Below are 12,989 nucleotides of genomic sequence, written 5' to 3'. Positions count from 1 at the left end.
CGTCAACGAAACCCCGAACTGGCACTTACCGTCAGTGAAACCCCGAATGTTGATGGACGCTCAGTTCTACTTCCGGAACGATATCCGACACCAGATCTTTTTATTTGTGATGTCCTTGATGCCATCCCCAAAGATGATATGGCCTCGATGGAACATCCAATTTTCTCGCTTGCCACTAAACCTGATCGACGCATTTTCCGATACGAGCACAATGGCAATACAGTTGAGATCGTTCCGAGCGTCAAAGGGCTCGCGACGATCCATGACAAGGATATCCTTATCTATTGCATTTCGCAGCTGATCGCGAAAATGAATCAAGGTGAGCAGCCAAATCGAACTCTCCACCTTACCGCACGCGATTTATTGGTGTGGACCAACCGTCAAACCGATGGTGATGGCTATAAGCGGCTTCGGAGCGCATTTGAGCGCTTAGCAGGCACACGGATCACCACCAACATCAAAGCTGATGGAGAAGAAATCACCGAAGGCTTTGGCCTTATCAATGAATGGCGAATTGTCCGTAAGACCAATTCCGGACAAATGTCCGAAATCAAGGTAACGCTATCCGAATGGCTATTCAGAATGATCGAAGGCCGAAGTGTACTGACATTACATCGCGATTATTTCCGTTTACGCAAACCACTTGAACGGAGAATATACGAACTTGCACGCAAGCATTGTGGCGCTCAGGAAAAATGGGTTGTTTCTATAGAAATTTTACAGAAAAAAACGGGGGCCAGTAGCCATATTCGCGTATTTCGCTCAATGCTCCGTGACTTGGCAATCAATAACCACTTGCCTGATTATGCTGTCGAAATAAACAGCAACACAGTTACTTTCCGTAATCGGGAAACGATGGACACCGTCAAGGTAATAGAGCCAAAGCTCCAGAAACCATTTGTCGATCCCGAGGGTTTCCATGACGCTAGAGGAGTTGCTCCAGGATATGATATCTACGCACTCTATGATGAATGGGTGTCATGGTGGAATGATAGCGGACAACCAGAGTTGCAAAACCCCAGTGCCGCATTTGTCGGATTCTGCCGCAACCGACACAAACGCAACCCTATACGCTAGACACAGCCTACGTGTATAATTGTATACATGTACAAATGTATACTTATCCGCTAACGATCCTGCTTCGTCCTTTCTTCACAAACAGATCGTCCAGTGCTTCTCCAAGCAAACTCTGAACCGTCGTTCCCTCTTCGGCCGCGATAATACGAAGCTGGGTGCTGACTTCAGGAGAAAAATGCCCACCGATCAACTTGGTCCCCTTACGACCATTCAGCGTAGGTTTACTGGATGATATATCTGGCTTCGGGGAAGGGGTTGGCATTGCCTCACCACTACCTTTGGCGCGATCAAGCATCGCTTGTAGCGTATTGCTTTTCGCCATCACACTACCTCCCGATTTTTGTATAATTGTATATCTGTATACTCGTATAAACGCTTAATTTCGTTTGCTGCTGGCCCATGTGCTTCGAATTCCTGCACAGCCTGTCCCGCCGCCTGTGCACGGAAAAATGCCTTGCGGTTTCCTACTGTCACCGGACAGACTGTTGCCCCCAATTCGGTCACGGCCTTAATGGCATCCCCTGTCTCCTGCCCCTGGGGGGGCACAAAAGTTAAAACGACAGCGAACGCTTTATCGAGCTGACGAACCACATCCAATGTGTGTGTCATACTCATTGTATCGAACACGGCCGTCTTCGTCGGAATGAGAACGAAGTCAGCATGCCGCGCCGCTTCATAAGCTACATCACGCGCAACAGCAGCTCCGTCGATAATCACAAGATCAGTCCCCGCATCCGCGCAGGCTTTGAGTATTGCAGGCAAACGTATCGGCTGAATTGAAGCCACAGCCGGTGTATCGAGCTGGCGTACGTCTTTCCAGAAAGAGGCTGTCGCCTGTGGGTCCAAATCAATAATAGCAGCAACCTTACCTGCTTGCTCAGCCGCGACAGCGAGACAGGTTGCAAGCGTCGTTTTTCCGACACCGCCCTTCTGCGAAAGAACAGCAAGAACCTTCATGCTACACCCCTACACGTATAATCTTATACCTGTATACACTTTCTACGAGGGAAGAGAAGGCCTCACCTTATCCCTCTCCACAATGGCAGCGACAGTGTTCTTGCTGATTCCCAGATCGCGGGCGATCCACCGATAACTCCGCTTTTCAGCCACCAACGCCAGAACCTTCGGAGCCAGACGGTCAGACTTCGGCCGCTCTCCTTTCTGTCGGCCGAGAACCTTCCCGCGCGCCCTAGCAGCGGCCAGACCGGACTTCACCCGCTCGCTGATCAGATCCCGCTCAAACTCCGCGATCCCGGCCAGAACTGTCGCCAGCATTCGTCCATGTGGCGTAGCCAGGTCGAACGTCATCCCCGTTATGGCGATCAGGGAAACACGATAGCTCTCCAGCTCCTGAAGCGTGGAGATGAGATCAATAGTCGAGCGTCCCCAGCGGGACAGCTCCGTCGCCAGAATGGCATCAATTTCACGGGCCTGAGCCAGTGCCATGACCTTTCGACGCTCGGCCCGATCCATCCGGACACCAGAGCCGGTCTCCATGAAAACGTCCAGCACTTCGTAGCCTGCGCGTTCGGCAAACCGCGTCAGCTCGTCCTTCTGGCGCGCGCAGGACTGATCGGCCGTGGAAACCCGGCAATAGATGACCGCGCGCTGTCCCATTTGAACCCTCCCGGAAAAACCACCATGTAGCCCTTGATACACCGTAGCTCCGGCTTGTCCCAATCAGACTATAGTCATATTGGGACAAGCTTTTTCCGTTCATTCCGAAAAATAAAAAGCTCAGTCTTCGTTTGTGAGTTGTTTGCGACAGCGATGACTATCTGCTCCCGTTACAATCCGTGAAACCGTTCCAGCACTAATTCCATAACTTTGGGCAATCATCTTCAGTGTTTCTCCGTTTTGACGCCGACGTATTATTTCATGCCGCTGTGCTTGTGTAATCACCGCAGGACGGCCCATTTTCACACCTCGCCGCGTTGCACGTAATCGTCCTTCCGCAGTGCGCGTTCTGATCAAGTCCCGCTCAACATCAGCAAGACCACCCAATACAGCCAGCATCAGACGACCAGTGCTTGTCATGGTATCAGCCCACGGTTCCGCTATGGAGCAGAACTGTGCTCCTTTCTGGGTGATTTCCTTAACGATTCCAAACAGATCAAACGTGCTCCGCGCCAGACGATCAATGCGGGTGACAACAACAATCTCGCCTTTTGACAGACCTTTCAGGAGTTTCTGAAGTTGGATGCGCTCTGCATCAGCACCACCGGCTTTTTCGCGGAATATTTTAGTGCAGCCATAATCTTGTAGGGCTTGAAGTTGCACATCCAGTGTCTGACCAATTGTGCTTACGCGGGCATATCCAATTTTACGAGACACTGTTTTGCCATCCTGAAGCGACGATGGCAGAGACTTAACCAAGAATACAAATTTACGCAATTCCTGATTTGCGCAAACATGGTTTGTTTTTTTTTGATAACTATTTTTCTTGTTTTTTCTCGAGATATGGCTACAAAATGATGTGTTCAAAAACAGCAAACTAAATTAAAACCATGTTTGCGCAAATCAGGAAGTATGATAATGACAACCTTATACGGATACGGTAATACCGTAAATCAAAGTGGTGATTACACACTCGTCCCTGCACTTCCAGTTCTTGGTGTTATCTCAGTAGGCGGAGGAAGTGTAGAATTCTCACAAGATCCAAGCGGACAACCAGTCGTAGCTACGGTTCATATAGCTCCTAGTGTGATAGGCCTTGTAGGTGTTTATTCTATAACTGCTGGACCAGGATCCAATGTTACATCCAATATTACTACAAGTCTTCTAAGTGCAATCAGCGGAATTAATTTGACCGCAGATGGGGGAACACTAAGTTTTAATGGTGCGAATGCAATAGGACTTTTAAGTGGAACGAATTTTACCATACAAAATGGTGGAACCCTCAATTTGGGTAGTATTACCAGCGGATCTGAAATTTCTGCCTTGTCGGGCTCTGGCATTACCTTTGGTACGGGTGGGGGAACTCTTCTTATTACACCCTCCTCTGGCATAAATATTCTCACATTCAAAAATATATCAGGCTTTAGTAATCCTGGGGCGACCATCGAAATTCCAGGTGCAGGAGCGGTTATCAATGCCACATATAATGGATCCTCCACAAGTATAACGACGAATAATGGATTTACGATTAACGTAAACGGAAATTATACGCTTGCCAATAACTCTCTGTATCAACAAGAAAGTGGTGGAAACCTGTACATCAGCGCTTCTCCGACCAATAGCTTAGGAACAAGTGCTGTCCTTGTCTGCTTCCTATCTGGCAGCATGATCCGTACATCGAAAGGTGATGTTGCAGTAGAAGATATCCAGATTGGCGATCAAGTCGTTACTTTTGACTGGCGAAACAATCAGGATGTCATTCGTCCAGTCATATGGACAGGCAAAGGACACTGCAAAGTACGATTTGACCTCCCCGACGATGAGGCAGGCTGGCCGGTCCGCGTAATCAAGAACGCGATCTCTGACGGCGTTCCCTATAAAGACATGCTGATTACTGCCGAACATTGCTTGTTCTTCAGAGACCGTTTTGTCCCCGTTCGTATGCTGGTCAATGGTGTGTCTATCTTCTATGACAAGTCCATTACTTCTTACGATTACTATCACGTAGAAACAGAACAGCATTCTGTCATCACCGCTGATGGCATGCTCACAGAAAGCTATCTTGATACCGGGAACCGTTCATCCTTCCGTCAGGAAGGCAAAATCGCAACTCTGCGCGGAGCGGTAAAGAACTGGGCCGATGATGCCGGTGCGCCATTGGGCGTGGAACGCTCCTTTGTAGAACCGCTCTTCCGGACTCTGGAATGGCGTGAAAACAGTGTTGTGGGCACCAAGATCTCGACGACAAAAATCGAAACGACAACGGATCCTGACCTACATCTTATCACTCAGACAGGCGCTGTGATCCGTCCCATGCGTAAGACCGCGCATCACTACAGCTTCATGCTACCACCAAATACAGAGTCTGTGCGGATCGTCTCGCGTTCTACCCGTCCATCAGACGTGATTGGCCCGTTTGTCGATGATCGTCGCTATATGGGCGTGGCCGTAGCAGATGTGCAGCTTCAATGTGCCAAACAGCAGTTCGATATTACTTCTCACCTTCAGGACGAAAAACCTGCGGGTTGGCATGATACCGATTGGACGGACTGCGCATGGACTAATGGGAATGCTGAACTCCCGTTAGGTGATCACCTGACACATGGGAAAATGGGTATTCTCTCCATGACTATTCGTGCCGCAGGCCCCTATCTGCTGAACACAAAGCCAAACTCTGATATAAAAAAACGTTCTGCTTAATCTCGGTTAACCCGGACAAATAATGTTGGGGCTTTCCCTTTGCCGGGAAAGCCCTTTCCTTATGAAAACTTATTTCTCATCAAATACTACTGTACATCCGGCTTCACCGTAATCACACAAGCCTTCGGGTGTCCGGACTGAGTCGCCGCGATCCGACAGTCCCTGATTTGCGGCATATTGTCCTGCACCAGCCGATCCTCCCACATAAAGCTGTTCCATTGCTCAGGTCGTGCATCCCGCATCATCGCATATCCGGAATCCCACCGATCCTGGCCCCCAACAATGAACGAAGCCACACGCTCATCAAAATTCTTCCAGGTGATGTGATTAAACAGAAGCGGTGCGATCCCCACCCCAAATAGAAAAGCCATAATTCCGATAAAAGTCAGATAAAACCATTGATCCCGCCGATTGTTTGCCTGACCAATAATCGACGCCAGCACCTGCCGCTCTTTCCGGACCTCTCCGATCGCCTTTTCGAAGACCCCTTCAAGTCTCCGGCTGGCGGCCAGTCCTTCCTCCCGTATCCCCTGCCCATACGCCTGGGGCGTCATTTTCAGCGTCGGGCTGGCCTCAATCGCCTTCATATGCGTCCCGACCGCATTCATGGCTTTCACGACACGGGCCAGATCCTCCGTGTAATCTGGCGGCCGGTTGTCCCGCCATGCCTGGGGCAATGCTTCCACACTGCGCCGGAGCACTGTCATTTCAGCGCACAGATCCTCAAAGGCACGAGCTGCCGGATCCGTCTCGCTCATGACGCTTCTCCTTCAGTAATGAAACCGGCACTGGGCAACCTCAATCCGCTGATCCTCTCCCGCGCGCCCCTGAACCCGGTAGACCAGACGATGTTCTCCCGTAATCCGGCGAGACCACCACCCGGAAAGCTGCCCCTTCAATGGTTCCGGCTTACCCAGCCCTTGAAACGGATGCCGCCTTACATCGTCGATCAGGGTATTGATCTTCTCAAGAACCGCAGTGTCTGACTGAAACCAGGAAAGATAATCCTCCCAGCCATTTTCATGAAAAAAGACCTTCACACCAACGGTTCACCCTTGCTGCTTCAAAAGCTCACGCTCGGTCGCTACCCCGTGCTCGATGTCACGAATGCTCCCCAACAGCCTCTCCGCGTTGCGTGGGCTGCTCAGGAGATGCACGGTTTCCTGCCAGCCGGAGAATTCTTCTTCCGACATCAGCACGACACTGCCTTTCCCGGTCTTGCGGGTCACGACAATCGGCGCGCGGCTGTTCACGGCTTCATCCAGATAATGCGCGAGGTTCTGGCGCAGGTCGGTATAGGAAACACAGGTCATGATCGATCCTCCACCCTCACTATAACGTACAGTTTTCTGTACGTCTCCTGTTTTACATCCCCATATCCATACCGCGCGACCTGGAGCGCGACAGGGAGTGCTCCCGCTGATGGGGATGCAACCCGTGATCAAGCGTCGATCCCTTCCGGATACCCAGCTCGCGGCTTTTCTCCCGCAGGATGGACTCAAGCTGCGCATCCCGCTTCAGCTCTTTCAGCGCCACACCCTGCTGCTCGCGGCTCAGCCCGTCCCAGGTCTTCACAAACCGCGCCGCCCGCAGATCCGGACTCTTCCGCACCCTGTCCTCATGCTCCAGCCCCTCGACCAGTTTGCGCGCCCGTGCCGGACCTTCCAGACCATACAGCGCCTGCCGGATCTCCGGCTGATGCTTCAGCGCCGCCCGCAGATCCGCCTCACCGCCACGCCGGACCCGCTCCAGATCCCGCCCGGCTTCAAAAAGCGCCTTCTTCTGGTGCTCCAGCACCGGCAGCTCCTGACGCACCATGCGCTCGGCATCCACCCAGGCCCGCGCATACCGCTCCACCGCCTGCTGAAGCGGATCACCACCCGGCACAAACCCGTCCAGCCCGGCCGGCACCTGCTCACGCTGCACACGGGGCAGCCTCAAACCCGCAAAGAGAGAGGCGGGAGCCTCACGCTCAATCCCACTTTCCCCCTTACCGGCCCCGGCATCCATCCCGGCTGACACGTCTTTTTCCGCCGTGCGACGCCCCGGCCGCACGGACAGGTCCAGTCCATCGAACATCCCGCGTTTTTGCTGTGCCGACGCAGGCTCTGGCATAGGCACACCTTCGGCCTGCCTGTCCTGCCGGGGGCCAGAGGCGGCCTTCTCACGCTCCACCACGATCTCGCTCTCGGGGACATGCAGTCCGCGCCGACGCGCAAACCCGGCATCCCGATCCCGGACATGCGGGTAATCCAGCGTGGTGTCCTTCAGCCGCTCGCGTGACAGCCGCCGCACCAGCCCGTCCCGATCGCCCACATCATCCCGGCCCCAATGGACAGACACGCTCTCCCGATGCCGCGACAGCGCCACATAGGCCCCGTGCCGGTCCATGCTCCCCGTCGCCAGCACATGCGCCCGATCCACCGTCACACCCTGCGATTTGTGGATGGTGGCCGCATAGCCATGATCCAGCGCGTCATAATCCGCCACCGACACAGACACGACCCGGCCACGTCCGGCTCCCTCCTTCCCATCAAGCTGGACCGATAACGCCAGATCCCCAGCCTCAGCCGACCCCACGATACCCCGCACCGTCCCCAGCGTACCGTTCTTTACCCCCAGCTCCCGGTCATTGCGCAGGAAGTAGACACGCTCCCCGTCCGCGAACACCCGCTCGCCCTGGGCGGTCGGCACCAGCACGTCGTCACCCAGCTCACCCGCCTCCCTGCGGATCTCGCGCGCCGCTTCGTTCAGCGCCCGCACATCGACACGCCGATGCGCCAGCATGATCTGGCTTTCTTCTGGGGCGGCCTGCCGGGCTTCATCCCACCCGGCCACCACTCCGGCCCGCGCCTCTTCCAGCGTGTCATGCCCACGCACCAGGCCAGCCGCCTCATAGCGACCCAGCGCCTCCCCCGTCCGCCCCGTCGCCAGCTCCTTCGTGGCCGCCTGCTGCCAGCCTTCACGCTGCCGGCGCACGGCGGTGATTTCCACAGACCCGACCCGCTCGGCCACCGCCCGGAACGCACCACCGGCTTCGATCGCCTGCAACTGCTCGGGATCACCTACCAGCACCACCTTGGCCCCAGCACTGCGCGCGGCCGACAGCACCCGCTCCATCTGCCGTGACCCCACCATGCCAGCCTCGTCCACCACCAGCACGTCCCCGCGCTCCAGCAGGTCAAACCCACGTTCCCACGCACGCTCCAGGGAGGCCAACGTCCGGCTTTCGATCCCGGCCCCCGCTTCCAGACCTTCCGCTGCGATCCCCGACAGCGCCGCCCCGCGCACCCGATACCCGGCCTCTTCCCATGCCTCACGGGCCACACCCAGCATGGTGCTCTTCCCCGTCCCGGCATAACCGACCACCACAGACAGGTCGCGGGACTTCGTGACCTCGCCCACCGCCAGCGCCTGCTCGTCCCCAAGCCCGTCCCGCGCCATCGCCGCCCGACGCACCGCCAGCGGCACCGCATGCCCCTGGGACTGCCCCATCGCTAGCGATGCCTCTTCCAGACGCTGCTCGACCCCGATCATCTCCCGTGTGGAGAACCGTTCCCGCCCGTGACCGTCTTTCCCGAGCGCGACCAACTCTGGACACGCCTCCACCCGAACCATGACAGCACTGAACTGTTCTGCATCCGCCGTCTGCCGGTCCACGAACCGCGCCAGATCCTGCCGGGTAAATGTGCTCTGCTGCTTGGTCAGCGCCTCCAGAGCGACATGCGGTTCCGCCAGCAACCTCTCGCCATTGCGTCGCGCGATCTCCAGATGGTCAGCGACCCGTTCCGCGTCCTCGCCCCGCTCTTCCCGGCGCATGCCGGCCGGACCGATCTTGTTCTGCGGCTCAAGGTCGATCCCCTGTGCCGCGAACGACCGATGATCGATCCGCACATCCAGGTCCAGCTCGGCCAGCCGTTCATTGGCGAGCGACGCCCATCGTTCACGCCACGTAAGCAGGAGTTCCTTGTCGTTCCACGAACGCTCTTTCGCACCAAACCCGTTCTCATCCACGGACCGCGTGGACAGCATCACATGCGCATGGGGCTTCACCTGTCCGTCCTCACCAATATCCCAATGCACATTGAGATCGGCCACCATGCCGCGTTCCACGAACTGCTCCCGCACGAAATCCCGTGCCAGCGCGATCCCCTGCGCCTGGGTCATTTCGCGTGGGAGTGCAAACTCCACTTCGCGGGCAAGCTGGGCATCCTTGCGCTTCTCGATCGCCTCGACCTCGTTCCATAGAACAGACCGATCAAGAAACCGCTCCGGCGCGCCATCGCGTAGCAGGATCTCGGAATGCACCACCCCGCTCTTGTTGGAAAAGTCATGGTCGCGATCCAGCCGCACATCATGCAGGCGGGACGCTGCACGATAGGCTGCCGCCGCCACGGCGCTCCGGCCGGTGGCACGGCTGATGACCTTTGCATGCAGATGATAGATCGCCATGGACGCGATCTTATCACACCCCTTAAGCGCACGTCACGAAGTGACGTATAAGCGCGCACTCACATTTTACTACGCCACAAGGATTGATTGCTCTGGATGAGTGACGCGGTTCTATCTTGTGTGGTAGAGTCTGCCACAGACTAGCGAGGCAGGGGATCGGAAATGCGCAAACCACGCGACATAGATGCGGAACTAGAAGAACTTCAGAAACGGGCACGTGCGTTAAAGGCCAAGAGAATTGTCCAGTTCGGTGAACTGGTCGAAGCAACGGGGGCCGATACCTTATCGATCGAGGCTCTTGCTGGTGTTCTGCTTGCGGCTGTCGAACAGGCAGATAGTAAACCCGAAGCCGTCGCGAGGTGGACCGAACGGGGGACGGCGTTCTTTCAGGCCGGCGCAAAAAAGGGCGGCCGGAAAGGAACCGGAAACGATCAGAACGGATCTGCTGGCGCTTGAAAAACGGATCAGGAAGCAGGCGGCCCTGATCCATCGCCATCAGGCACGAAAGGCACGCACCGACATGCGCGACTGGGCGAAGGCGCGACGGGAACGCACCCATCATCTGATCGAATTGGGCGGCCTGGTCCAGAAGGCGGGACTGGTCGATCTGACCGACGATGACCGCGCCACTATGCTCGGGGCCTTCCTCGATATTGCGGCGCAACTTCAGGGTGGCAATGATACGACTCCAGACGACCTGAAATCACGATGGAGACGCGCGGGGCTTCATGCCTTCGATGCCGAAAAAGAGCATGCAGAAAGGAAAGAGCAGCCATGACGGATAACCTGCCAGACAGACAGGAAGAGCCGGACAATCCTGATGCGGATGAGCGCATGTTTCATGCCTGCTTCTCCATACTCGGAGAGTTCGTGGAACAGGAGCTCGGCACAACCTCGCAGGGTTACGATAAAGAGCAGAGCCGTCTGTATCGCGGCTACCGTTTGCACAGTGCCAATGACCGGGACAAGGCGGCGATCGACCTCTGGCTCTGGTACCGTGACGATCTGCCAGGGGAAACAGCTCTGTGCGATCGCAACATCGCCGCTATGCCACCAGATAACCCGGTTGATCACGAACAGATCTTACAGAATCTCAAGGACCAGAAATTGCGCGACTTGATCAACATCCGCCGACAGCTCTGGATCTGATCAGGAGAGTTATCTTGAAAAAGCGTATACTGACTTTCACTGCCCTGCCGCTTCTCCTCCTCCCGGCATCAGGCTTTGCCCGGAACACAGGGGACTGGCTGCCTCAGTCAGGCGTTAAATCTCCCTATGCCCCCCTGTCGGTACCAACAACGCTCAAACCCGTGCAGGACTCTCTGGCCAGTCTGTTGACCAAAGGCTACCGGATTACGACTACAGCGGATTATGGCGGCTCAGGAGCCCTCTTCACGCTGACCCGGCAGAAACAGACCTTACTCTGCGTTTTGACGGCCCCAACTCCCGGAACAGATCAGAATGTCCCAACATCACGCTGCTGGTCCCTGAATTAAAGTTCGCAAAAGTCTACAGGCCTGACGGATTGGAAAAATATCAGAAACCGTGCCTTACGCGACGTTTCTGGGCCGACCGCCTTTCGCACCATTCCGGCGTGCAGCCGCCACCTTTGCCTGGCTGGCGGATGATCCGCCCACACGTCCCATCTGTGCCGCCATCCAGCTTCGGGAACCGTAGATACCGTGGATCAGACCTTCGACCAGGACATCAGCATCAAGACGGGGCCAGTGAAGGCCATTCCCCAGCGGGGTAATCTCGATCTCAGCCAGATCATTCAGGGAAGCGCCCTGCAAATCCTGTAACAGATCCACCGGTACGCTCATTTCAACACCGTTGGAGAGCGTGACATGAAGAGCGCGGCGCGCACGGATCAACCGTGCGGAGACCGCATGAGGAACTGTCGCTCTATGAAGCGCGTCTGCTTCACGAGCAGCCTGATAGTTCACGTTATTCGCCATGTATCTTCTCCCATGCTTCCGCTAGCATCTCAGCGTGGTCCTGCACGATGACAAAGGCTTCCTGTATAGCCTTATCCTTCATGCCACCTGCCCGTATCAGGCAGGCTTTCCTGCCAATTTCGATCACCGCTTCCCCATCCGCGCTTATGACGTGAACGTGCATTGGCACATGATCTGTTGTGTAAATCACGACACGAAATCCATTGATGCGTAGAAGCGTCGGTATAACTCACCATATCCCTAGCGCTTGGGTTTTTCAATCAAAACCATCCCACTGAAAGTCAGGAGCAGGATATCTGGACGGTCAGACAGAAATGGACGGCCCATCAATCCCAGACAAAGCCAGCAGAGCGCTCTGGGAAGCCGCACAAAGCGTAATTCTCGTTATCGACCACCTAACTAGCCACCACACACGATAACGCCTGTACGGCCATCCTGTGGCGTCTGACGGGCATACTGCGACACGTGAGCTGCTGAATGTTCGCCTGAACTACCGTATGCCTTGAGCAGATTACGGTCTTGCCCGGTTCTTCTGGTGTTGCAGACGTCGGGCGAGCGCGGAGCGGGAGCCCCGTAGGGCGCCGAAGGCGCCGACGTGGGTGATGAAGATGCTGGTAGAGAGATGATGCGGGCATGCATCGCCAAATTATGATTTCGCGCCGTAGGCGTGTCTGCTTTGCGCAGCCCTGAAAGGGCGAGCAGGGGGATGCCGGGTGGGAGATTGCGCGAAGCGCGATCCGGGCGGCCGTAGGCCGCGAGCCGGCGGGGGCGTAGCCCCCAAGAGGCGGTGCTTAGATTCAAATTAGTAGAAAATTTCAGAAATGAAAAGTTATCCACAGGCTTGGAGTGTTAATTTATGTGTTAATAGTAGTGTTAAGGGTTTTCCACAAACACGTAACTGACTGAAAATAAAATACAAAAACAGTGTTTTGGTGCAGCTTGCGTCAACGAAACCCCGAATCTAGTGACTCCAGAACCCCGAATCTGCGTCAACGAAACCCCGAATCTAGCTCTTGCGTCAATGAAACCCCGAACCTAAACTGATCGTCAATGAAACCCCGAATCAAAGCAACCCGTCAACGAAACCCCGAACTGGCACTTACCGTCAGTGAAACCCCGAATGTTGATGGACGCTCAGTTCTACTTCCGGAACGATATCCGACACCAGATCTTTTTATTTGTGAT

15 protein-coding genes are annotated in these 12,989 nt (G+C 55.4%); 5 read left to right on the top strand and 10 right to left on the bottom strand.

Features of this window, described 5'->3' with window-relative positions; translation table 11 throughout:
* Window positions 1-1,077, top strand: a 1,077-nt coding sequence (locus GOB82_RS12275) for a replication initiator protein A (protein ID WP_242007404.1), incomplete at its 5' end; no start/stop codon positions are given.
* Between the two features lie 43 nt (window positions 1,078-1,120).
* On the opposite strand, the gene GOB82_RS12270 is transcribed toward GOB82_RS12275, so the two are convergent.
* From GOB82_RS12270 to GOB82_RS12255, 4 genes are all read right to left on the bottom strand, one after another.
* Window positions 1,121-1,399 (bottom strand): ribbon-helix-helix domain-containing protein, encoded by a 279-nt coding sequence (locus GOB82_RS12270; protein WP_242007403.1) that lies wholly within the window; start codon window positions 1,397-1,399, stop codon window positions 1,121-1,123.
* Window positions 1,399-2,034, bottom strand: coding sequence for a nucleotide-binding protein (locus GOB82_RS12265; RefSeq protein ID WP_062454594.1), 636 nt, complete (start codon window positions 2,032-2,034; stop codon window positions 1,399-1,401). The genes GOB82_RS12270 and GOB82_RS12265 overlap by 1 nt, the downstream gene beginning before the upstream one ends.
* A gap of 42 nt (window positions 2,035-2,076) precedes the next feature.
* Window positions 2,077-2,694, bottom strand: coding sequence for a recombinase family protein (locus GOB82_RS12260; protein WP_166123496.1), 618 nt, complete (start codon window positions 2,692-2,694; stop codon window positions 2,077-2,079).
* Window positions 2,695-2,814: 120 nt separating this feature from the next.
* A complete protein-coding gene (locus GOB82_RS12255; protein WP_081105740.1) occupies window positions 2,815-3,411 on the bottom strand; it encodes a recombinase family protein in 597 nt (198 codons plus the stop codon).
* Between the two features lie 201 nt (window positions 3,412-3,612).
* Here GOB82_RS12255 and GOB82_RS12250 point away from each other — a divergent pair, with 201 nt between their 5' ends.
* Window positions 3,613-5,394 (top strand): Hint domain-containing protein, encoded by a 1,782-nt coding sequence (locus GOB82_RS12250; protein WP_166123494.1) that lies wholly within the window; start codon window positions 3,613-3,615, stop codon window positions 5,392-5,394.
* 86 nt (window positions 5,395-5,480) lie between these two features.
* Here the strand turns inward: GOB82_RS12250 and GOB82_RS12245 are convergent, their stop codons facing one another.
* From GOB82_RS12245 to traA, 4 genes are read right to left on the bottom strand one after another with little or no spacing between them, the layout of a single operon-like run.
* A complete protein-coding gene (locus tag GOB82_RS12245) occupies window positions 5,481-6,152 on the bottom strand; it encodes a DUF6118 family protein (RefSeq protein WP_045543372.1) in 672 nt (223 codons plus the stop codon).
* A 12-nt stretch (window positions 6,153-6,164) separates the two neighbouring features.
* The gene (locus GOB82_RS12240) at window positions 6,165-6,434 is read right to left on the bottom strand and encodes a Txe/YoeB family addiction module toxin (protein ID WP_045543371.1); all 270 of its coding nucleotides are present in this window, start codon (window positions 6,432-6,434) and stop codon (window positions 6,165-6,167) included.
* 9 nt (window positions 6,435-6,443) lie between these two features.
* Entirely contained in the window at window positions 6,444-6,707 is a 264-nt protein-coding gene (locus GOB82_RS12235) for a type II toxin-antitoxin system Phd/YefM family antitoxin (RefSeq protein WP_166123492.1), read from the bottom strand.
* 52 nt (window positions 6,708-6,759) lie between these two features.
* Window positions 6,760-9,846 (bottom strand): Ti-type conjugative transfer relaxase TraA, encoded by a 3,087-nt coding sequence (traA, locus tag GOB82_RS12230; RefSeq protein WP_166123490.1) that lies wholly within the window; start codon window positions 9,844-9,846, stop codon window positions 6,760-6,762.
* Between the two features lie 162 nt (window positions 9,847-10,008).
* Between traA and GOB82_RS12225 the strand changes: the two genes are divergently transcribed.
* The 3 genes from GOB82_RS12225 to GOB82_RS12215 all read left to right on the top strand — a co-directional run bounded on the left by GOB82_RS12225 (window position 10,009) and on the right by GOB82_RS12215 (window position 10,995).
* A complete protein-coding gene (locus GOB82_RS12225) occupies window positions 10,009-10,302 on the top strand; it encodes a conjugal transfer protein TraD (RefSeq protein ID WP_166123488.1) in 294 nt (97 codons plus the stop codon).
* 64 nt (window positions 10,303-10,366) lie between these two features.
* Entirely contained in the window at window positions 10,367-10,624 is a 258-nt protein-coding gene (locus tag GOB82_RS12220) for a conjugal transfer protein TraD (RefSeq protein ID WP_166123486.1), read from the top strand.
* Window positions 10,621-10,995, top strand: coding sequence for a hypothetical protein (locus GOB82_RS12215; RefSeq protein WP_110570076.1), 375 nt, complete (start codon window positions 10,621-10,623; stop codon window positions 10,993-10,995). The genes GOB82_RS12220 and GOB82_RS12215 overlap by 4 nt, the downstream gene beginning before the upstream one ends.
* Before the next feature lie 401 nt (window positions 10,996-11,396).
* Here GOB82_RS12215 and GOB82_RS12210 read toward each other — a convergent pair whose 3' ends face one another.
* On the bottom strand, window positions 11,397-11,804 hold the full coding sequence (locus GOB82_RS12210) for a DUF2442 domain-containing protein (RefSeq protein ID WP_062454620.1): 408 nt from the start codon (window positions 11,802-11,804) through the stop codon (window positions 11,397-11,399).
* Window positions 11,794-11,967, bottom strand: a complete 174-nt coding sequence (locus GOB82_RS12205; RefSeq protein WP_166123498.1) for a DUF4160 domain-containing protein — start codon at window positions 11,965-11,967, stop codon at window positions 11,794-11,796. The genes GOB82_RS12210 and GOB82_RS12205 overlap by 11 nt, the downstream gene beginning before the upstream one ends.
* Window positions 11,968-12,989: the final 1,022 nt, after the last annotated feature.

The organism is Acetobacter farinalis (genome assembly GCF_011516935.1).
Classification (GTDB): Bacteria; Pseudomonadota; Alphaproteobacteria; order Acetobacterales; family Acetobacteraceae; genus Acetobacter; species Acetobacter farinalis.
Note: the sequence above shows the minus strand (reverse complement) of the source record. Positions and strands in the feature narration are given on the sequence as shown.

What these genes read in the sequence shown, in the direction of transcription:
- GOB82_RS12220 (WP_166123486.1), top strand. Translation starts at nt 10,367, where the DNA reads ATGCGCGACTGGGCGAAGGCGCGACGGGAACGCACCCATCATCTGATC.
- GOB82_RS12215 (WP_110570076.1), top strand. Translation starts at nt 10,621, where the DNA reads ATGACGGATAACCTGCCAGACAGACAGGAAGAGCCGGACAATCCTGAT.
- GOB82_RS12245 (WP_045543372.1), bottom strand. Translation starts at nt 6,152, where the DNA reads ATGAGCGAGACGGATCCGGCAGCTCGTGCCTTTGAGGATCTGTGCGCT.
- GOB82_RS12205 (WP_166123498.1), bottom strand. Translation starts at nt 11,967, where the DNA reads ATGCACGTTCACGTCATAAGCGCGGATGGGGAAGCGGTGATCGAAATT.
- GOB82_RS12260 (WP_166123496.1), bottom strand. Translation starts at nt 2,694, where the DNA reads ATGGGACAGCGCGCGGTCATCTATTGCCGGGTTTCCACGGCCGATCAG.
- GOB82_RS12210 (WP_062454620.1), bottom strand. Translation starts at nt 11,804, where the DNA reads ATGGCGAATAACGTGAACTATCAGGCTGCTCGTGAAGCAGACGCGCTT.
- GOB82_RS12235 (WP_166123492.1), bottom strand. Translation starts at nt 6,707, where the DNA reads ATGACCTGTGTTTCCTATACCGACCTGCGCCAGAACCTCGCGCATTAT.
- GOB82_RS12270 (WP_242007403.1), bottom strand. Translation starts at nt 1,399, where the DNA reads ATGGCGAAAAGCAATACGCTACAAGCGATGCTTGATCGCGCCAAAGGT.
- GOB82_RS12265 (WP_062454594.1), bottom strand. Translation starts at nt 2,034, where the DNA reads ATGAAGGTTCTTGCTGTTCTTTCGCAGAAGGGCGGTGTCGGAAAAACG.
- GOB82_RS12250 (WP_166123494.1), top strand. Translation starts at nt 3,613, where the DNA reads ATGACAACCTTATACGGATACGGTAATACCGTAAATCAAAGTGGTGAT.
- GOB82_RS12225 (WP_166123488.1), top strand. Translation starts at nt 10,009, where the DNA reads ATGCGCAAACCACGCGACATAGATGCGGAACTAGAAGAACTTCAGAAA.
- traA (WP_166123490.1), bottom strand. Translation starts at nt 9,846, where the DNA reads ATGGCGATCTATCATCTGCATGCAAAGGTCATCAGCCGTGCCACCGGC.